A 22,883-nucleotide genomic window follows, 5' to 3' on the forward strand; every position below is an offset into this window, starting at 1 on the left:
CAAACAAGAATACAACTAAAACAAGACGCAGACCGTCTAAAGCAGAATTGGAAAGAAAACAAGCGATTCAACGAATGTTGATTTCCTTAGCTTTGGCTATCTGTTTAATTTTTGCTGCTCTTAAATGGGGAGCTGTAGGAATCACTGTTTATAACCTGATTCGCTTACTCGTAGGGAGTTTAGCATATTTAGCTATTTTCTCTCTCTTGATTTATCTATTCTTCTTTAAATGGATTCATAAACAAGAAGGCTTGCTAGCAGGTTTCTTCTTTATTTTTGCAGGCTTGCTCCTCATCTTTCAAGCTTATCTTGTCTGGAAGCTTAGCATGGCAAATGCTGTTTTTCAAGGAACGATTGGACAAATCTTTAAGGATTTAACTAGCTTTCAAGTGACCAGCTTTGCAGGCGGAGGTGTGATTGGGAGTGGTCTCTACATTCCGATAGCCTTTTTGTTTTCAAACATCGGTACCTATTTCATAGGGGCAATCTTAATCCTAATCGGAGCTCTTTTAATGAGTCCATGGTCTATCTATGATATTGCTGATTTTCTTTCAGCTCGATTTGCTATCTGGATGGAGCGCCGTGAACAGAAAAAACAAGAGCGCTTTATCAAGCGTGAAGAGGAAAAGGCACGAAGAGAAGCTGAAGAGCAAGCAAGACTTGAAAAAGAAAGAGAAGAGCAGGCTTTGCTTGACATGCAGCCTGTAGATATGGAAACTGGAGAAATCTTATCAGACCAACCACTGCAAGAATTTCCTCCACTTCCAGAGGAGGAATGGGTAGAACCTGAGATTATTCTCCCACAAGCTGATTTTGATTACCCTGAAGAAGGAGACTATCCAGAGGAAGAAGTTTTCTCTGAAGATGATGATGACGAGGAGGTTGAAGTAGATTTTTCTGCTAAAAAGGCTTTGGAGTATAAGCTCCCAAGCTTGCAACTCTTTGCGCCAGACAAACCAAAAGACCAGTCTAAAGAAAAGAAAATCGTTCGAGAAAATATTAAAATTTTGGAAGAGACCTTCGCAAGTTTTGGTATTAAAGTGACTGTAGAAAGAGCAGAAATCGGTCCGTCGGTGACCAAGTATGAGGTTAAACCTGCAGTTGGTGTCCGTGTCAACCGTATTTCAAACCTAGCAGACGATTTAGCTCTGGCCTTGGCTGCTAAAGATGTCCGTATCGAAGCACCGATTCCTGGGAAATCCTTGGTAGGTATCGAAGTTCCTAACTCGGAAATTGCAACGGTATCCTTCCGTGAGCTTTGGGAACAGTCTCAGACTAAGCCTGAAAATCTTCTAGAAATCCCTCTCGGGAAGGCCGTTAACGGAACAGCTCGTAGTTTTGATTTGGCAAAAATGCCTCACTTGCTAGTGGCCGGTTCTACAGGTTCTGGTAAATCCGTTGCAGTTAATGGAATCATCGCAAGTATTTTGATGAAGGCCCGCCCTGATCAGGTTAAGTTTATGATGGTGGACCCTAAGATGGTTGAACTTTCAGTATACAACGATATCCCTCATCTCTTGATTCCAGTTGTGACCAACCCTCGTAAGGCAAGCAAGGCCCTTCAAAAAGTCGTTGATGAGATGGAAAACCGCTACGAACTTTTCGCCAAAGTCGGAGTTCGAAATATTGCTGGTTTCAATGCTAAGGTCGACGAGTTTAACGCTCAATCAGAGTACAAACAAGTACCTCTACCTTTAATCGTCGTGATTGTGGATGAGTTGGCTGACCTCATGATGGTTGCTAGCAAGGAAGTAGAAGATGCCATTATCCGACTTGGACAGAAGGCGCGTGCAGCTGGTATTCACATGATTCTTGCAACCCAGCGTCCTTCAGTGGATGTTATCTCTGGTTTGATTAAGGCAAATGTGCCTTCACGTGTAGCCTTTGCTGTATCTTCTGGAACGGATTCACGTACGATTTTGGATGAAAATGGTGCGGAGAAATTGCTTGGTCGAGGGGATATGCTCTTTAAACCAATTGATGAAAACCATCCTGTTCGTCTCCAAGGCTCCTTTATTTCAGATGATGATGTTGAACGTATCGTAAACTTCATTAAGGCTCAAGCTGATGCTGATTATGATGAAAGCTTTGACCCAGGAGAAGTATCTGAGTCAGAAGGTGAATTTGGTTCTAGCGATGATGCTGGAGATCCACTTTTCGAAGAAGCCAAGGCTTTGGTTATTGAAACTCAAAAAGCAAGTGCATCCATGATTCAGCGCCGTCTTTCGGTTGGATTTAATCGAGCCACTCGATTGATGGAAGAATTAGAGATGGCTGGAGTTATTGGTCCTGCTGAAGGGACAAAACCTCGAAAAGTCTTACAACAATAAATTGTTTGAAAATAGAATAAAAATTCAAGAAATTACCTTTCGAAAATGGGGATAACCTACTCTAATTTTTCGAAGGTGATTTCTTTTTTATGCCTATAATTATAGGTGTTCTTGTAGTAAAAAGACTTTCAGTCTGGTTCGGAATTTAGATTTTACTTTTACTAATTTTAACTAATATAGTATTGATTTTTAAACCGGTTTTTGATATATTAAAATGGTATAAGAAATATTTATATGTTTAAAAAATAAGCGAAAATAATGAAGGGGGTTATTTTTTTAAGATGAAATGCAAACGCTTACTTTTTAAGCAGGAAGGAAAAATATAATGGATAAAAGGTTATTTGAAAAACGTTGTAAATATAGTATTCGGAAATTTTCATTAGGTGTTGCTTCTGTTGTCATTGGTGCAACATTCTTTGGAACAAGCACTGTTTTGGCAGATACAGCACAAACTGGTTCTACTGCAAATATGCCAGCTGATTTAGCAGCAGCTCTGGCAAATGCAAAAAATGATAATGGACATGATTTTGAAGCGCCAAAACCTGGGGAAGATCAAGGTTCTCCTGAAGTTACTGAGGGACCAAAAACTGAGGAAGAAATACTTGCGAAAGAAAAAGAAGCGGTAGCACCATCTGCAACTGAAACAACCGAAAATGAACTTCCAAAAGATTTGCGTGAAAAACTCGATAAGGCTGAAGATAGTGGACATTCTGCTTCAAAAGATGATTTAGCAAAAGAAGATAAAAGTTTAGTTCCAGAAGATGTTGCTAAAACAAAAAACGGTGAATTGAACTACGGTGCGACTGTTGAAATTAAGAGCGAAGCTGGTATTGGTAGTGGGGTTGTTATCGGAGAAAATCTTGTCTTATCAGTATCTCATAACTTTATCAAGGATGTTCCGGATGGCAATAATCGTAAGGTAGCAGACAACATCGAAAGTGATAAAGATGTGTATACGGTTTCTTATGAAGGTGCACCAGACGTTAAGTTTAGTAAAAATGATGTAAAACACTGGGACCGTGAAGGCTTCCTAAAAGGTTATAAAAATGACTTAGCCATTGTCAAACTTCGCAGTCCACTTGCAAATGCTCCAGTTGAAGTTGCGGATAAACCATCAACTATCAAGACAGGAGATAAGGTACATGTATTTGGCTATCCAAAAGGAGAGCTTGATCCAATCCTTAATACCACTGTCGAAGATATTAATGACCATGGAGAGGGCGTTCGTGGAATTAGTTACCAAGGAAGTGAACCTGGTGCCAGTGGTGGCGGAATCTTTGATGAAAATGGAAAATTAATTGGTATTCACCAAAATGGTGTATCTGGTAAACGTAGTGGTGGTATTCTTTTCTCACCTGCTCAATTAGAGTGGATTCAAAACTATATCAAAGGTATTGAAACAACTAAACCAGCGGGTCTAGATGCACTTGATAAACAAGTTGAAGATAAAGAAGAAAAACCAAAAGAGGACAAACCTCAGGAAGAAAAACCAGTTGAAAACAAACCAGCTGAGAATAAACCTTCAGAAAATAAACCAGCTGAAGCAGCAACGGGAGAAACTAGCGACGCTACTGCCGAAGTGAAAAAAGAGTGGGACTCAGTAAGCCGTGTGAAAGGGAATGTTGAAGTCGTTGAAGAAGGCGGAGTACGCTACAACAAATTAACTTCAACAACAGCTAACGACAATGGAGCAAACGAAGCTTTATTTGAAAAAGCTGGATTACAGGCGGATGCGGAAGGAAATGTAAGCGTTGACTTAACGTTCAAGGCAAACACTCCTCCAGCTGAAACACGTTTTGGGGTATATCTAAAATATAAAGATAATGACAATAACATCTTTGTTGGGTATGACAAGGGCGGTTGGTTCTGGCAATACAAAGGACCAAATGTAAACACTTGGTATAGTAAGACTCGTGTAGAAGCACCAAATGTAGGTGAAGAAAACCACCTATCTATCGTTTACAAAAAAGACGGTCAATTAAATGCTACAAATAATGGACAAAATTTATTTAGCACAGAAGTTGTTCCAGAAGTTGTCAAGAACGCTTTAGCGGATGTGAATAAAGTTTACCTCAAAGCTGGTACTTACGGTACAGAATTATCTTCTGTATCGATCAAAGCGGATAACCAAGATAACATCAAACCTGAAGAAGAAACTCCTGCTGTGGATGATGGGTTACGTCGCAATGACCAAGATGTTCACTATGAAACTTTACAATCAGAACAATTAAAAGCGATTATCGACACAGCGTTTCCACGTGTTAAAGAATATGAATTAGATGGAAAAACGTTAACAGGTCAAGTTCAAAAATTAGATAAAATGTCAATCAACGGTGTATTAGTCACTCCAGAAGTTCAATACCGTAAGATTGATGACACTACTGCAGAATATGTAATGAAAGTAAGAAACGATGATGAATTCATCAACGCTGAAATCACTGTAAAATTACAATTAGTCGGCAACGAAATGCACTTCGATGTGACAAAAGTAGTGAACAAAAACAATGTCGAAATGGGTAAACCAGTCGACAATGTTCGCAAATTAATCCAAACCATTGAATTCCCAGGAAACACACTTGTTTCTGTTGGTTCTAACAAACAAGGTGCAAAATTCGACGGAGCTCAAATGTCTACAAACACACATAACCGTGGAGACTATCATTTAGACTTGAAAAAAGGCAAGATGAATGAATATACTTACGGCTTCATGTATGGATTTGTTTCTTCTAATGAATTAGCAGCATCTGTTTGGAGTAACTCTCAATTTACTTATAGAGGAAATGACTTTGCACGTTTAACAACAGCGTTAGAACGTGTTGAAGGCGTAAACTACTTAGGTATTCAAAGCTCACCTTACTGGTACCAACGTGCTTATAAGAACTTAGTATTCCCAGAATACACATTAGAATTACCAAGTTCTAAAGTAGTCATTACAAAAGACTTAAACAAAGATAATGTGGTAGACTGGCAAGATGGTGCGATTGCATATCGTAATATCATGAACAATCCTAAAGGGGCAGAATCTGTTCCAGATTTAGTAGCGTATCGTATTGCGATGAACTTCGCATCTCAAGCGCAAAACCCATTCTTAATGACATTAGATGGTATTAAGAAGATTAACTTACACACAGATGGTTTAGGCCAATCAATCCTACTTAAAGGGTATGGTAGTGAAGGTCACGACTCAGGTCACTTAAACTATGCGGATATCGGTAAGAGAATCGGTGGCGTTGAAGACTTCAAGAAATTATTAGCAAGATCAAAAGAATATGGAGCTAAAATCGGTATTCACGTTAATGCTTCTGAAACATATCCTGAATCTAAATACTTCAGTGAAGCTATTTTACGTAGAAACTCTGACGGAACATATATGTACGGTTGGAACTGGTTAGACCAAGGTATCAACATCGATGCAGAATATGACTTAGCTCATGGACGTTTGGATCGTTGGAAAGAGTTAAGAGAAAAACTAGGTGCTGACTTAGACTTCATCTATGTGGACGTTTGGGGTAACGGACAATCAGGAGATAACACTGCTTGGCCAACTCACGTACTTGCTAAAGAATTAAACTCTCAAGGCTGGCGTATGGCTATCGAGTGGGGCTTCGGTGCGGAATATGACTCAACATTCCAACACTGGGCAGCTGACTTAACTTACGGTGGATATTCACTGAAGGGTATTAACTCAAACATCACTCGATTCATTCGTAACCACCAAAAAGATTCATGGGTGGGTGACTATCCAAGCTACGGTGGTGCCGCTAACTATCCATTACTTGGTGGATATAACATGAAAGACTTCGAAGGATGGCAAGGTCGAAGCGACTACGAAGGATATATTCGTAACCTCTTCGAAAACAACATCATGACGAAGTTCTTCCAACACTACAAAGTTTCTAAATGGGTGAACGGTGACCCAGTTGCGATGAGCGACAACGGTCAAAACTACAAGTGGACTCCAGAGATGGAAGTACATTTAACAAATGACAATGGGGACGAAGTGAAAATTGTTCGTCAATCAAACGACCCTAATAGCCCAGATTACCGTAAACGTGTCACAACATTAAACGGTCGTGTTATCGAAAATGGTAGAAGCTACTTAGTACCATGGAACTGGGATGAAAATGGTAAAGCTTTAACAGGCGACAAAGAAAAGATGTACTTCTACACAACTGAAGGTGGAACAACTGAATGGACTCTTCCAGAAGATTGGACTGGAGATAAAGTATACCTTTACCGTTTAACAGACCAAGGTAAGAAAGATGTTGTAGAATTAACAGTCGGCGCAGACCGTAAGATTCAAATTACGGGAGATGCGAACCAACCATATGTACTTTACAAAGCTCCTCAAGGCAAGAAGACAATGGTTTGGAGTGAAGGTCTACACATCTATGACCAAGGTTTTAACAGCGGAACATTAGATCATTGGGAAAAAACTGGTGACAGCGAACACGCTGAAATCGTGAAATCTCAAGGGGCTAACGAAATGTTACGTATTCAAGGAAACGCTGAACGTGTGACATTGAAACAACGCTTAACAGACTTGAAACCAAATACAAGATATGCTGTTTATGTAGGTGTAGATAACCGAAGTGATGCACGTGCAGATATCACAATCCGTGTAGGCGACAAAGTGATTTCTAACTACACTAACAAATCAATCGCGAAGAACTATGTACAAGCACATGCGCATAACACACTTTCGAAGAACGCAACTGTGGATAATACAAGTTACTTCCAAAACATGTATGTATACTTCACAACAGGCGAAGATGTTTCTAATGTGACATTAGAACTTGGACGTGATGCGGATGCAGCAGCAACTTACTTCGATGAAATTCGTGTATTTGAAAATCAATCTGTAATGTACAACGAAAAACACGATACAGGAAATAGTAAATTCAAACAAGACTTTGAAGAAGTGCCTCAAGGTATCTTCCCATTCGTAGTCGGCGATGTTGAAGGCGTACAAGATAACCGTACTCACTTATCTGAGAAACACGAACCATATACTCAACGTGGATGGAATGGTAAGAAAGTAAACGATGTCATCGAAGGCAATTGGTCATTGAAGACGAACGGTTTATCAGGTTATGACAAACTCGTTTACCAAACAATTCCACAAAACTTCCGCTTCGAAGAAGGTAAGACTTATAAAGTAACCTTCGAGTATGAAGCAGGTTCAAATGGAGCATACTCATTCGTTATCGGTAATGGCGAAAATTCTCGTCGTAGTAAATTAACGAAATACGACTTAGAAAACACTTGGGAAAATTCATCAACTCCTAAGAAAGTAAGCTTCTATGTTACTGGTGAAAAAGGTGGAAACACTTGGATTGGTATTTACTCAAATGCGCGTGGTGCCGATACTAAAGGAGCTACAGATAACAACGAAATCAACTTCAAAGGTTATAAAGACTTTATGTTAGATAACCTTGAAATTGAAGAAATTAAGTTAACTGGTAAGATGATCATCGATGAAGCATACGAAAAGAATACTCCAATCGTAAATGGCAACTACAAACAAGATTCATTAAATGCATATAAAGACGCTGTAGCAGCTTTATTAGAAGCAGACGATGATATTAGTGTGGATGACGCTAAAGCTCTTGTAGAACGCGTTAACGAAGCTAAAGAAAAACTTGCGGTGAAACGTAGCGCTCCAGATTGGGACGATATTCATGATCTTGATGCTCCTTATGAAGAAGCAGATAATGTATGGTATGCATTTGATGGAAATACAAATACTTTATGGCATACACCTTATGGAGTGAATAGCTTAGGAAAACCATTAACAGTAGAGTTCAATAATCCGATGGAATCAACTCGCTTTGAATATGTTCCTCGCCCTTCAGGTCCAAATGGACGTGTGATGAGCGGTAGCCTTACAGTGATTGATGAAAAAGGACAAGAACATAACTTTAGCTTTACTGGATGGGAAAATAATGCGAAAACAAAAGTGATTAACTTCGATGCTCCAATCAAAGTGAAGAAAGCAATCTTTACTGGTAACGAAACATACGGTGATCCTGGACATATTTCAGCAGCGGAATTACGCTTCGTTCTTCCAGTTGAAGAGGATAAACCATTAGATGAAGCTGCATACAATGCTGAAGTAGAACGTGTTCGTAAGATTGATCGTCAAGATGCGAAAGAATACTTGGCGGCTGTTGAAGCTTACAAGAATGGCCTTGCAGAACATAACTTATTAACTCCAAACGGACTTAATAAATTGGTAGAAGGCTTGAAAGAAATTAAAGAAACTGCAGAGCCAACTCCAGATCCGAAACCAACCCCAGATCCAGAACCAACTCCAGATCCAGAGCCAACTCCAGATCCGAAACCAACTCCAGATCCAGAGCCAACTCCAGATCCAGAGCCAACTCCAGATCCGAAACCAACTCCAGATCCAGAACCAACTCCAGATCCAGAACCAACCCCAGATCCAAAACCAACTCCAGATCCAGAGCCAACTCCAGATCCAGAGCCAACCCCGGATCCAAAACCAACTCCAGATCCAGAGCCAACTCCAGATCCAGAGCCGACTCCAGATCCAGAGCCAACTCCAGATCCAGAACCAACTCCGGATCCAGAACCAACTCCGGATCCGAAACCAACTCCGGAACCTGAAGTCCTTTCAAGTAAGGGAGATCAGCAACCACCAGTAGTTGAAATTCCTGAATTTACAGGTGGAGTTAATGCAGCAGAAGCAGCTGTTCATGAAATCCCTGGATTTACAGGTGGCGTTAATGCAGCAGAAGCGGCTGTTTATGACATTCCAGAGTTCAAGGGTGGCGTTAATTGGGTTGAAGCTGCTAAGAATGAGGTTCCAGAGTTCAAGGGTGGCGTTAATTGGGTTGAAGCGGACAAGAATGAGCTCCCAGAATTCAAGGGTGGCGTTAATTGGGTTGAAGCAGCTAAGAATGATGTTCCTGAGTATAAAGAAACATTAGGTGCAGGAGACAATCAGACAAGTCCAGTTGCAGAAAAACTTGATCAGAAACCAGCTCTTACACCAACACCTGCTATGCAAGCAGCACAAAAAGAAGCAGATCAGTCAAAACTTCCTGAAACAGGTGAAGGCACAACTGAACACCTCTTCATAGCTGGTCTTACATTAGCAATGTCTGCTCTATTTCTTCAAAAAAGAAAAGAAGATTAAAATATAATAGAGTTTTATACTATGAAAACTCAAACTCCTAACTTATTGTAATGGAGAAAACCAAACACCTAGAGAGGACCTCTTGGTCCTCCCTTTTTAAAAAGGGAAATGATAACGCTTACCCAGTTTAAGCGTTGGAAAGGAAATATAGAAAATGGGAAAACATTTTTTTGAGAGACGGTGTCATTACAGTATACGTAAGTTTGCAATTGGCGCGGCTTCTGTCATGATTGGTGCAAGCATTTTTGGTGCTGGTATGGTTCAAGCAGCAGAAACAGAAGGGCCAGCAGAGACAGAAGGCACGGTGACACAGGTTCAGCCCCTGGATAAGTTACCAGCGGATATAGCAGCAGCTATTGAAAAAGCTGAATCAGCAAAACCAACTGATCCTACTGAAACGAATCCGACTGATGCGGAAGCTCAGCCTGAAAATACTGGAGAAGTAGCTCCAAAACCAGCTGAAACTCCAGTTCCTAAGGAAGAAGCAACACCAAAACCAGCTGAGACTCCAAAAGAAGAAGCAGCACCAGTAGCTAAACCAGCAGAAAAGCCAGTTACTAAAGATTTGGTTGAAACTCCAGATGTCAATCATTTGGAAAAGGCTACTGCGACAGCATCAAACCATGAAGCGAACACACCATTTACAGCTGAGAAGGCGATTGATGGAAATCCAGATACTCGTTGGGCAACTGACCGTGATGTTGTGAAACCAACAATCGAATTTAAGCTTGAAAAGACAACCTTAATCAAGCATGTGGAAATCGATTGGGACCGTCGTGTTCGTGGCGAGCAAAATGATCCAAACATCAAATCTTGGAATCTCTATTATGCAGGTCAAGACGAAGTCAATGGATCAGGTCCTGGAGAATGGAAGTTGGCTCATCAACGAACAGGAACTCCGGTTCTAGATGAAAAAGTTGACTTAAAAGAAGCCGTTCAAGCTAAGTATCTTAAACTTGAAATTACAGATTATCAAGCCGGTACTATGCAATGGAAAAATGTGGGTATTCAAGAAATTCGTGCCTACTCAAATATTCCAGACACCAGCAAACCAACAGATATTCGTCAAGTTACAGAAATAGCGGTTGCTGAAGACGGAAAATCACTTGTATTGCCTAAATTACCTGGTCAAGTTAGCTTGATTGGAAGCAATAAGCAAGGTGTTATCGACCTAAATAATAAAATCTACACACCGCTGACAGAACAACATGTCAAAGTGATGGTCCAACAAACCAATGATAACCATACCTTCACAAAAGAATTTGAAGTTGTCATTAAAGGCTTGCATGCTGATGAAGGCGTTGGAACCAAACCTGCAGTTGCCCCAGCAGTTCAACAATGGTACGGCACTGAAGGTAAAACTTCTATTACGTCTGAAACTGTCATTTCCGTTGGGAATTCTGGATTTGACAAGGAAGCTAAGTTCTACCAAACTGACCTTGAAAATCGTGGTTTGGAAGTCGCAACCGGTGGTCAAGAAGCACAAAACCGTATTGAGTTTAAGAAGGTTGAAGACAAGGGTTACGGCAAAGAAGGCTATGGTATCACCATTAAAGATGGAGTTATCACTGTAGAAGCTGCGACCAATGCAGGAGCCTTTTATGCTACACGTACCCTTCTTCAAATGGGTGAAAATGACTTGCAAAACGGAGAAATCCGTGACTTCCCAAGCTTTAGCCATCGTGGCTTTATGCTAGATACAGGTCGTAAGTTTATCCCTTATGATACGCTTGTAGATATCATGCTCAACATGGCCTACTACAAGATGAACGATCTTCAATTGCACTTGAACGACAACTATATCTTCCTCGATAAACACGTGGAAGGTAAACATCTCAGCCAACAAGAAGAATTGGATTATGTTCTTAAAAATGCCAAGACAGGCTTCCGTGTAGAAACTGATGTTGTCGGTGAAAATGGTGAAAAATTAACATCTGACGAGCATTATACCAAGGAAGAAATGCAAGAAATTATCAAGTTAGCTAAAGCTTTGCATATCAACCTTGTTCCTGAAATTGATACACCAGGCCACGCCCTTTCATTTGTTAAGGTCCGTCCAGACTTGATGTACAAGGGTCAACTTAGTGCGAGAAAACACAATGTAGAACGTGTAGCAATGCTCGACTTGGATAACAAGTACGAAGAAACGCTGGCTTTTGTTAAATCAGTCTATGATAAATTACTCGATGGTGAAGACGCACCACTTCGTGGCGTTTCAACAGTTCATATCGGTACAGATGAGTACTATGGAAGTCCTGAAAGTTATCGTCGTTATGTCAATGATATGATTCAGTATATCAAAGGTAAGGGCTTAACACCACGTATTTGGGGTTCACTCTCTGCCAAACAAGGAACTACGCCAGTGGATTGGAAAGATGTAGAAGTGGATATCTGGAGTATCCACTGGCAACGTCCACAGGCAGCAATTGCTCAGGGTGCCAAGATTATCAATATCACAGATATTCCAACCTACAGTGTTCCAAGTGGAAGCAATAGTCAAGGTGGTTATGGGGATTATGCAAACTATGAAACTCAATACAACCGCTGGACACCAAATGACTTCTCAACTGGTGGAGGACCACGCTTAGAAGCATCTAATCCAAATATCCTTGGTGGTGGTCATGCAGTCTGGAATGACAACATTGACTTACATGAAACTGGACTGACATCTTTTGATATCTTTAAACGCTTCTTCAAGAGTATGCAATCAACTGCAGAACGCACTTGGGGTTCAGATCGTGCAGCTAAGACCTATGCAGACCGTATCCAACCAACAAGTGTTTATGCACCACGTTCAAACCCAGAAAAGACAATAGAAGATAGCGACCTATTCACCATTAAACCAGAAACGATCAAGGAATATCTTGCTAAGAATGTGAAGAAAACAGAAGCAGGTTTGAATTTTGAAAAAGATTCTAGTATCGAAGGTTTAGTAGGTGATGTTGGTCCGAGTCATGTTTTGAAATTGGATGTAACTGTTACAGGTGATGGAGAGCAAGTCTTCTCTACAAGTGGGGACAACCAACTTTATCTTGCAGACAAGGATGGCTATCTTGCTTATAAATTTGAACAATTCCATATTCAATTCAACAAGAAGCTAGAGAAGAATAAACGTTATCAAATCTCTGTTGTTACGAAACCACAAAAAACAGAAGTTTATGTAGACGGTGAAAAGGTTGAGCGTATTGCAAATCCAGCTCATCCGCGCTTGGCTCACAATAGCTTGGTACTTCCACTTGAAACAATCGGTGGCTTCCAAGGAATCTTGCATAGTGCAGAGTTGTCGAATGAAGCATTTGTAAACCCACGTTTAATCCCAACAGATCATTTCACAGTTTCTGCAACTAGTCAGGAAACACCAGGAACAGAGACTGAAGGACCAGTTGAAAAAGCTTTCGATAATGATCCGAATACCTTCTGGCATTCTAAATGGACTGGAGACCGTGCTCCATATACAGTTGCAATGAATTTGAATGCTCCTGAAAAAGTCAATGGTTTGACTTATCTTCCACGTCCAGGTGGTGGTAACGGAGTCGTGACTTCTTATGAAATCTATGCTCAAAAAGATGGTCAAATGGTTAAGGTTGCATCAGGAACTTGGGAAAATAATACTAAAGAAAAAACTGTTAATTTTGCGGCAGTTGAAACTAATAAGGTAGAATTTAAAGTTCTGTCAGGTGTCGCAGGATTTGGTAGTGCCGCAGAAATTCAACTACTCAAGCCGCTTTCTGATAGTGAAACAGAAGAACCAGTTGTTCCAGAAAAACCTGTAACTCCCGAGAAACCGGTGACTCCAGAACAACCAAGAGTTGAAGAAGTGGGCGATGGTACAACTGAACTTGCTGATAGCTTTGTAGCTACAAAACCAGCCAGTGATGATGCGATTGCTGCTGCAGCACAAAGCCAAGACTATCTCAAGAAAGAATACAAGGTATTCCCAACACCACAAAAAGTCACTTATGGTGAAGGTGTCACTAAACTTCAAAAACAAGTGAATCTTGTCATGGGTAATCAGCTAGATATTTATACTCGCAACCGCTTGAAGAGTGTACTACAAGATCATCAAATCTCTTACACAAGCAGTCGAGCAGCAGTAGCAGGTGCTACAAATATCTATCTTGGTGTTCATGGTCAACATTCACAGGCAGAAAAAGAAATATCTGGTATTTCTCAAGGACTCTTTGATAAGATTGATGCTTATGCTTTGTCAATCAAGAACAATACAATCTCTATCGTCGGTAAAGATACAGATGCTGTCTTCTATGGATTGACGACTCTTAAACACATGCTTAATGAAAGCGAAGCTCCAGTTTTACGTAATGTAACTGTTGAAGACTACGCTGAAATTAAGAATCGTGGTTTTATCGAAGGTTACTATGGAAATCCATGGAGCAATGCTGATCGTGCTGAATTGATGCGCTTTGGTGGTGACTTGAAGTTGACCCAATACTTCTTTGCACCAAAAGATGACCCATACCACAACAAGAAATGGCGTGAACTCTATCCAGAAGAAAAATTAGCTGAAATCCGTGAATTGGCGCGTGTCGGAAACCAAAACAAGACTCGTTATGTTTGGACCATCCACCCATTCATGAACAACCGTATCCGTTTTGGCAACGATGCTGATTACCAAAAAGACCTTGAAACTATTAAGGCTAAATTCACTCAGTTGATGGATGTCGGTGTTCGTGAGTTCGGTATTTTGGCAGATGATGCTCCAAGTCCAGTTGGTGGCTACAATAGCTACAACCGCTTGATGAAGGACATGACAGATTGGTTGACTGAAAAACAAGCAACTTATGTTGGCCTTCGTAAGGAAATGATTTTTGTCCCAGGTCAGTATTGGGGTAATGGTCGTGAAGATGAGTTGAAATCTCTAAATGAAAATCTTCCAACTTCAACTTCTATGACCCTTACTGGTGGTAAGATTTGGGGTGAAGTATCTGAAAGCTTCCTTTCAAACCTTAAGAATAATCTGACTGCAGGAGGTAAGACCTACCGCCCAGTTTCTCTATGGATTAACTGGCCTGTTACAGATAACTCTAAACAACACTTGATTTTGGGTGGCGGTGAGAAATTCCTTCATCCAAATGTGGACCCAAGCCTCCTTTCAGGTATCATGTTGAACCCAATGCAACAATCTGAGCCTTCTAAGATTGCTCTCTTCTCTGCAGCTCAGTATGCATGGAAACAATGGAAGTCTGAAGAAGAAGCTAAGAAAGTAAATGACATCGCCTTCAACTTTGTTGAAACAGGTAAATTTACTGACAGTGAAACATCTGTTGCCTTCCGTGAACTTGGTAAACATATGATCAACCAAAACATGGATGGTCGTGTTGTGAAATTGGAAGAATCTGTTGAACTCGCACCAAAATTGGCGGCCTTCATGTCTAAGTTGAAAGCTGGTCAAGATGTCAGCGCAGAGCGTGCTGACTTGCGTGCAGAATTTGCTAAACTAAAAGCTGCAGCACAACTTTATAAAGCATCTGGTGACGAAAAGATGCGTGCTCAAATCCACTATTGGTTGGATAATGCCATTGACCAAATGGATGCTTTGAGTGCTTTCCTAGATGGATCAGAAGCTATTGAAAACAATGATTCTGCTAGACTTTGGGATAGCTATTACAAGGGCTTGAAACTTTATGAACAATCACAAACTTATACTTTCCATTATGTAGACCATGATGAAAGAGCTGAGTTGGGTGTACAACATATCCGTCCATTCTTGCTTGGCCTTCGTGAAGTATTGGCAACTGAAGTTCAAAAAGCCCTACACCCAGACCAAGTAATCAGCACCTTTATCACAAACCGTACAGGTGTAGAAGGTGGACTTGCTGAAGTCACTGACGGTGATTTAGGAACACATGCCCTTGTCAAATCACCAAACAGCATCCAAACTGGTGACTACATTGGTTTGAAATTTAATAAAGCTGTTCCAATTCAAAACTTGACATTTGCAATGGGAACTCAAGCAAATCCACGCGATACCTTTAACAATGCTAAGGTTGAGTACCTAAATGAAAATGATGAGTGGGTAACACTTTCAGAACCAAGCTACACTGGTAATGAGCCTCTTCTTAAATTTGAAAATCTCAATATCAATGCTAAAGCTGTTCGAATGATTGCAACTTCTGATCGTGAGAACACTTGGTTTGCTGTCCGAGAAATCGCTGTGAACCGTCCTGTAGAAGTAAGTCGTCCTAAACAGGCAGCTACAGTGACCATCAGTCCAAATCTTATGTACAAGTACAATACGACAGTTGCTCAGATTACAGATGGTCGTGACAATACTGAAGCCATGCTTGCAAATGCTGATCGAACAGATACAACTCCAGTCGGTGGTTGGGTTCAACTAGACTTGGGTGGAGTCAAACCTGTAACTAAGGTCCGCCTCGTTCAAGGATCAGGAGATAAATTGGCAGAAGGTGTTCTTGAGTATTCTACAGATGGTACTTCATGGCAAGAATTGGATCGTTTAGCTGGTGAACAAACCAAAGAGATTGAAACTCCAATTTCAGCTCGCTACATCCGTGTTCGTAACACCAAGAATATCAATCTATGGTGGCGTATCGCTGACTTCTCAGTTGAAACACGTGCTGGCAATAGCGAGATGACAGATACTAATGTTGAAAGTTTGAAATCAACACCAGTATATGACAGTCTCGGTCGTTATGACATGCAAATTCCAAGTGGCACTAAGCTTCCAGCTCATAGCTACTTGGGTATGAAGCTAGACCGTCTACACCAAGCTGAAAGTATTCAGGCTATTGGTATTGGAAATCCAGCCCTTGACTTAGAATTCTCTCCAAATGCACAAGAATGGTATCCAGCTAACCAAGTAACTGATAAATCCTTGGTACGTTATGCTCGTTTGGTTAATAAGACTGACCAAGAACAAGCAGTGACAGCGACATCTTTACTCGTTAAGACAAAAGAAGTGGAGCCAACTAAACTTGATTCTACATCTATGGGAATTGATGCCTACTACGGTGCAAATGATGTTCGCAAGATCAAGAATTTGGATCAGTTGTTTGATGGTGTTTACAATAACTTTGTAGAGTTCTCTGACTATGCACGTAAAGATGGTCATATTACCTTGAAACTTGGTAGCGAACGTGAAATCAAGAAGATTAGAGCCTATATCCAAGATGGTACGAAGAACTATCTTCGTGATGGTAAGATTCAGGTTAGTCAAGATGGTAAGACATGGACAGATGTTGTGACAGTAGGTGATGGTGTCGCTAATGAAATGCGCGATGATTCATTGACAGATGGATGGACACATGATTCTAAGATGCCTGGAAATCGCTACATTGAAGGTGAACTTGCAAGTCCAGTTAAAGCTAACTATCTCCGTGTTCTCTTCACTGCTAATTACGATGCTCGTTTTGTTGGATTTACTGAGTTAGTTATCAATGACGGCGAATTTGTGAAACCAATCAACGACCCAACTGTTCAAGGAAATGGTGGAGAAAGTCGAGGCAACCTTTACACAAATCTTGTAGATGGCAAAGTATTGACAAGCTATAAGGCTGAGAAAGACCAAGGTGAGTTAGTATACCACTTGTCAGAACCAACAGACGCCAACCACATCCGACTTGTTTCTAGTCTGCCTAAAGGAGTAGCAGCGCGTTTACTTGCTCGCACTCTGAAAACAGACAGAAACGGTGCTTGGACAGATTTGGGAGCAATTACTTCAAGCTTCCAAACATTTGCAGTCAGAGATAAGGCTCCGTTACTTGATGTCAAACTCATTTGGGAAGGTGGCAAACCAGAGTTCTATGAAATGACGACTTACTATCAAGAACTTTCAGAAGAACCTGAGCAACCAACTCCAGATCCAGAGCCAACTCCAGATCCAAAACCAACTCCAGATCCAAAACCAATTCCAGATCCAGAGCCAACTCCAGATCCAGAGCCAACTCCAGATCCAAAACCAACCCCAGATCCGAAACCAACTCCAGATCCAGAGCCAACTCCAGATCCGAAACCAACTCCAGATCCAGAGCCAACTCCAGATCCAAAACCAACTCCAGATCCAGAGCCAACTCCAGATCCAAAACCAACTCCAGATCCAGAGCCAACTCCAGATCCAGAGCCAACTCCAGATCCGAAACCAACTCCGGATCCAGAACCGGAAGTTCTTTCAAGTAAGGGAGAACAGCAACCACCAGTAGTTGAAATTCCTGAATTTACAGGTGGCGTTAATGCTGCAGAAGCAGCTGTTCATGACATTCCAGAGTTCAAGGGTGGCGTTAATTGGGTTGAAGCTGCTAAGAATGATGTTCCAGAGTTCAAGGGCGGAGTTAATTGGGTTGAAGCGGACAAGAATGAGCTTCCAGAATTCAAGGGTGGCGTTAATTGGGTTGAAGCAGCTAAGAATGAGGTTCCAGAATATAAAGAGCCTGTTGCAAACTCAGTTACACCAATCGCGGATCACAAGCAACCTTCAAGTTCAACAAACCAAAAACAAGAACCAGAAGGACCAAATGCACCAGCGACTGATGCTAAAGGTCAACTTCCAGCAACTGGTGAGCAAGATTCAGTAGGCTTAGCCTTCCTAGCTAGTCTTGGATTGGTTCTCTCTGCAACCTTTATCAAAAAAGGGAAAGAAGACTAAGTACGAATCTTCATTCGATGCAGAATATCTTGTTTTAAAAATGAAAAACCAGGGATATTAGTTCCTGGTTTTTTTGTGATAAAAATGAAATGAAAAACTAGCAAATAAAAATACCAAAGAAGTAACTGTTGGTGTTGAGCAATGTTTAGGATGCTCCGTTATTAGCGCTAACTCCTGCTTCAGTAGTTGGAGTATTTGATGAAGAATCAGATTGCTCATTTTTCTGAGAATTGTCATCTGATTTTGTATCTTCCTTCTTGCTAGGTGTTTGAACTTCTTCTTTTTGAGTTGTTTCTTGATTATTAGACTGACTTTGTGCAGGTGCATTGGATTCAGCGGGAGCTTCCTTTTGAACTTCCTTGATAATGGTTGTTTGTGGAGTCGTATCTTTATGATCTTTGCTTTTATCTAAAGCATTCATGATAGTGATACTAGCTGTAATCAAACCAAGGATACTGGCTAAAGTTGCAATTGTTTTTTGAAAGACGGTAAAGCCTTTTTTGATATGTTCAGTTTTAGGTTTTGATTTTCTGCGATAGTTAGACATAATTTCTCTCCTTTACCATGATTCATTATACCCAAAATCTTTAAAAAAAACTTAAATGAACCTGAACGGCATTTCTTGTCGCCTGAACTGTTTCGTGTTACAATAGAAGGAGTGATTTTAGAAAGCGTGAGAAACCATGATTTACTTTGATAATTCAGCTACGACCAAGCCTTACCCAGAAGCATTAGAGACCTATATGCAAGTTGCTTCAAAAATTATAGGAAATCCTTCCAGTCTCCATCGATTGGGCGACCAATCTACCAGAATTTTAGAAGCTTCTCGTCAGCAGATTGCAGATTTAATTGGTAAGAAAAGCGAAGAAGTCTTCTTTACCTCTGGTGGTACCGAAGGAGATAACTGGGTTATCAAAGGTGTCGCTTTTGAAAAAGCTCAGTTTGGTAAACACATCATCGTGTCAGAAATTGAGCATCCAGCGGTTAAGGAGTCTGCTCTTTGGCTTCAGACTCAAGGATTTGAGGTGGATTTTGCACCAGTAGATGAAAAAGGATTTGTAGATGTAGCTTCTTTAGAAAATCTACTTCGTCCTGATACAACGCTAGTCTCTATCATGGCAGTCAACAATGAAATCGGCTCAATCCAGCCTATTCAAGCTATATCAGAACTATTAGCTGATAAGCCAACGATTTCCTTCCACGTTGATGCCGTTCAAGCTTTAGCTAAGATTCCGACAGAAAAGTATTTGACTGACCGAGTGGATTTTGCGACCTTCTCTAGTCATAAATTCCACGGAGTTCGTGGTGTTGGATTTGTCTATATCAAGTCTGGCAAGAAAATCACCCCCCTATTAACTGGTGGTGGCCAAGAGCGTGACTATCGTTCAACTACTGAGAATGTATCAGGTATTGCTGCGACAGCCAAGGCTCTGCGTCTAGCTATGGAAAAACTGGATTTGTTTATAAGCAAAACGAGTCAGATGAAGGCAGTCATTCGGCAAGCTCTACTCGAATATCCAGATATTTTTGTTTTCTCAGGTGAGGAAGACTTTGCTCCTCATATTCTGACCTTTGGGATTAAGGGTGTCCGTGGTGAAGTCATTGTTCATGCATTTGAAGACTATGATATTTTCATTTCCACAACCTCTGCTTGCTCGTCCAAGGCAGGAAAACCTGCGGGTACCTTGATTGCCATGGGTGTTGAAAAAGATAAGGCCCAGTCAGCAGTACGCGTCAGCCTAGACCTAGAAAATGACATGAGTCAAGTTGAGCAATTTTTGACCAAACTAAAATTAATTTACAATCAAACTAGAAAAGTAAGATAGGAGCATTCATGCAATATTCAGAAATTATGATTCGCTACGGGGAACTTTCAACCAAAGGTAAAAACCGTATGCGTTTCATCAATAAACTACGTAATAATATCTCAGATGTTTTATCTATCTATCCTCAAGTCAAGGTAACTGCTGATCGCGACCGTGCCCATGCTTATCTTAATGGAGCCGACTATGCAGCAGTAGCTGAGTCTCTCAAACAGGTTTTCGGGATTCAAAACTTTTCTCCAGTGTATAAGGTTGAAAAATCTGTAGAAGTTCTTAAATCTTCTGTCCAAGAAATTATGCAGGACATTTATAAGGAAGGCATGACCTTTAAGATCTCTAGCAAACGTAGTGATCACAACTTTGAACTGGATAGTCGAGAACTCAACCAAGTTCTTGGTGGTGCTGTTTTTGATGTTATTCCAACTATTCAAGCCCAGATGAAAAATCCCGATATTAATCTGCAAGTGGAGATTCGTGAAGAGGCGGCTTATCTTTCCTATGAGACCATTCGTGGGGCTGGTGGTTTGCCAGTTGGAACTTCTGGGAAAGGTATGCTCATGTTGTCAGGGGGGATTGACTCTCCTGTAGCTGGTTATCTAGCTCTAAAACGTGGAGTGGATATCGAAGCTGTTCACTTTGCGAGTCCACCATATACCAGTCCAGGTGCCCTCAAAAAAGCCCAAGATTTAACCCGTAAATTGACTAAGTTCGGTGGTAATATCCAATTTATCGAAGTACCTTTCACGGAGATTCAAGAAGAGATTAAGGCTAAGGCTCCAGAAGCTTATCTCATGACTCTGACTCGCCGCTTTATGATGCGGATTACCGATCGTATCCGTGAAGTGCGAAATGGTTTGGTCATCATCAATGGTGAAAGTCTTGGTCAGGTGGCAAGCCAAACCCTAGAAAGTATGCAGGCTATCAATGCCGTAACCAATACACCGATTATCCGACCAGTTGTAACTATGGATAAGTTGGAAATCATTGACATTGCGCAGGAAATTGATACCTTTGAAATTTCTATCCAACCTTTTGAAGACTGCTGTACGATTTTTGCGCCTGATCGTCCCAAAACAAATCCTAAAATTAAGAATGCTGAACAGTATGAAGCCCGTATGGATGTTGAAGGATTGGTTGAGCGAGCAGTGGCAGGAATTATGATTACTGAAATTACCCCTCAAGCTGAGAAAGATGCGGTTGATGAGTTAATTGATGACCTCCTTTAATCAGAAAAACCAGAGGAAAAAATAAAATAAGTAAAAAAAGTTAGTTTATTGTCCTAAATTTGGACGGAAACTGACTTTTTTTCTATTTTTATGATATAATTAGGTAAAATTTTGAATATAGAGAGTTTTCTGACAATGAATCAATCCTACTTTTACCTGAAAATGCGAGAGCATAAACTCAAGGTTCCATACACAGGCAAGGACCGCCGTGTACGTGTTCTTCTCCCGAAAAACTACGAGAAAGACACGGATCGAACTTATCCGGTTGTCTATTTCCATGATGGTCAAAATGTTTTTTACAGTAAAGAATCCTATGTCGGTCATTCATGGAAGATCATTCCTACCATTAAACGGAATCCAGATATTAGCCGTATGATTGTTGTGGCTATTGACAATGATGGGCTTGGTCGAATGAACGAGTATGCGGCATGGAAATTCCAAGAGTCTAATATTCCCGGTCAACAGTTTGGTGGTAAGGGAGTCGAGTACGCTGAGTTTGTCATGGAAGTGGTCAAACCCTTTATCGATGAAAACTATCGTACAAAATCAGACCGTAAACACACTGCTATGGTTGGGTCTTCTCTAGGTGGCAATATTACCCAGTTTATTGGCTTGGAGTATCCGGATCAGATTGGGTGTTTGGGAGTGTTCTCATCAGCCAACTGGCTTCACCAAGAGGCCTTTGATCGCTATATGGAGCGTAAAAAACTATTACCTGATCAACGAGTCTTCATCTATGTCGGGACGGAAGAAGCAGATGACACGGATAAGACCCTTATGGCTGGTAATATCAAGCAGGCCTATATTGACTCTTCTCTTAGCTATTATCATGATTTGATAGCAGGAGGAGTGCAGTTGGAAAATCTCTCTCTCAAGGTTCAGGCTGGAGCCATTCACCATGAAGTGCCATGGTCAGAAAATCTTCCAGCTTGCCTACGCTTTTTTGCAGAAAATTGGTAATTAGTATAAAGGAGACAGGATATGCATATTGAACATCTTAGCCACTGGAGTGGTCATCTTAACCGTGAAATGTATGTCAATCGATACGGACATGGAGGCATCCCAGTTGTTGTCTTTGCTTCTTCAGGTGGTAGCCACAATGAATACTATGATTTTGGCATGATTGATGCTTGTACATCCTTCATCGATGAAGGTCGCGTGCAGTTCTTTACCCTTTCAAGTGTAGATAGTGAGAGCTGGCTTGCGACTTGGAAAAATAGTCATGATCAAGCTGAGATGCACCGTGCCTATGAACGATATGTGATTGAAGAAGCTATTCCTTTTATCAAGCACAAGACAGGCTGGTTTGACGGTATGATGACAACAGGATGCTCTATGGGAGCTTACCATGCACTCAACTTCTTCCTACAGCATCCAGATGTCTTTACCAAGGTAATTGCCCTCAGTGGTATCTACGATGCTCGTTTCTTTGTTGGAGATTACTACAACGATGATGCTATCTATTAAAATTCACCAGTAGACTATATCTGGAATCAAAATGATGGTTGGTTTATTGATCGTTACCGTCAGGCTGAGATTGTGATTTGTACTGGACTAGGTGCTTGGGAACAGGATGGCCTTCCTTCTTACTACAAGTTAAAAGAAGCCTTTGACCAAAAACAAATTCCTGCCTGGTTTGCAGAATGGGGGCACGATGTTGCCCATGACTGGGAATGGTGGCGCAAACAAATGCCTTATTTCCTCGGTCATATGAGTCTATAA

The 22,883-nt window shown here is 40.9% G+C and carries 7 protein-coding genes and 1 pseudogene; 7 read left to right on the forward strand and 1 reads right to left on the reverse strand.

Annotated elements, in window-relative coordinates:
• Positions 1-47 precede the first annotated feature (47 nt).
• The 3 genes from O3643_RS06630 (at position 48) to O3643_RS06640 (ending at position 18,112) form a co-directional block, all read left to right on the forward strand.
• Complete coding sequence (locus tag O3643_RS06630; RefSeq protein ID WP_371500761.1) at positions 48-2,330, forward strand: DNA translocase FtsK; 2,283 nt, start codon at positions 48-50, stop codon at positions 2,328-2,330.
• 325 nt (positions 2,331-2,655) lie between these two features.
• Positions 2,656-9,492: a SpGH101 family endo-alpha-N-acetylgalactosaminidase gene (locus O3643_RS06635; RefSeq protein WP_371500708.1), complete on the forward strand. Its 6,837-nt coding sequence runs from the start codon at positions 2,656-2,658 to the stop codon at positions 9,490-9,492.
• A 154-nt stretch (positions 9,493-9,646) separates the two neighbouring features.
• The gene (locus O3643_RS06640; RefSeq protein ID WP_371500710.1) at positions 9,647-18,112 is read left to right on the forward strand and encodes an SIALI-17 repeat-containing surface protein; all 8,466 of its coding nucleotides are present in this window, start codon (positions 9,647-9,649) and stop codon (positions 18,110-18,112) included.
• Between the two features lie 145 nt (positions 18,113-18,257).
• Here O3643_RS06640 and O3643_RS06645 read toward each other — a convergent pair whose 3' ends face one another.
• Positions 18,258-18,659, reverse strand: a complete 402-nt coding sequence (locus O3643_RS06645; protein ID WP_371500712.1) for a DUF6556 family protein — start codon at positions 18,657-18,659, stop codon at positions 18,258-18,260.
• A 136-nt stretch (positions 18,660-18,795) separates the two neighbouring features.
• On the opposite strand from O3643_RS06645, the gene O3643_RS06650 reads away from it, so the two are divergent.
• From O3643_RS06650 to O3643_RS06665, 4 genes and pseudogenes are all read left to right on the forward strand, one after another.
• Positions 18,796-19,938 carry a cysteine desulfurase family protein gene (locus O3643_RS06650; protein WP_371500714.1) on the forward strand — a complete coding sequence of 381 codons (1,143 nt, stop codon included), beginning with the start codon at positions 18,796-18,798 and terminating at the stop codon, positions 19,936-19,938.
• Positions 19,939-19,946: 8 nt separating this feature from the next.
• The gene (gene thiI, locus O3643_RS06655; RefSeq protein ID WP_371500716.1) at positions 19,947-21,161 is read left to right on the forward strand and encodes a tRNA uracil 4-sulfurtransferase ThiI; all 1,215 of its coding nucleotides are present in this window, start codon (positions 19,947-19,949) and stop codon (positions 21,159-21,161) included.
• A gap of 135 nt (positions 21,162-21,296) precedes the next feature.
• Complete coding sequence (locus O3643_RS06660) at positions 21,297-22,121, forward strand: alpha/beta hydrolase (RefSeq protein ID WP_371500718.1); 825 nt, start codon at positions 21,297-21,299, stop codon at positions 22,119-22,121.
• A 21-nt stretch (positions 22,122-22,142) separates the two neighbouring features.
• Positions 22,143-22,883 (forward strand): annotated as a pseudogene (locus O3643_RS06665) (esterase family protein).

The sequence above is a fragment of the Streptococcus sp. 20925_1_44 genome, assembly GCF_041432435.1.
GTDB classification, from domain to species: domain Bacteria; phylum Bacillota; class Bacilli; order Lactobacillales; family Streptococcaceae; genus Streptococcus; species Streptococcus infantis.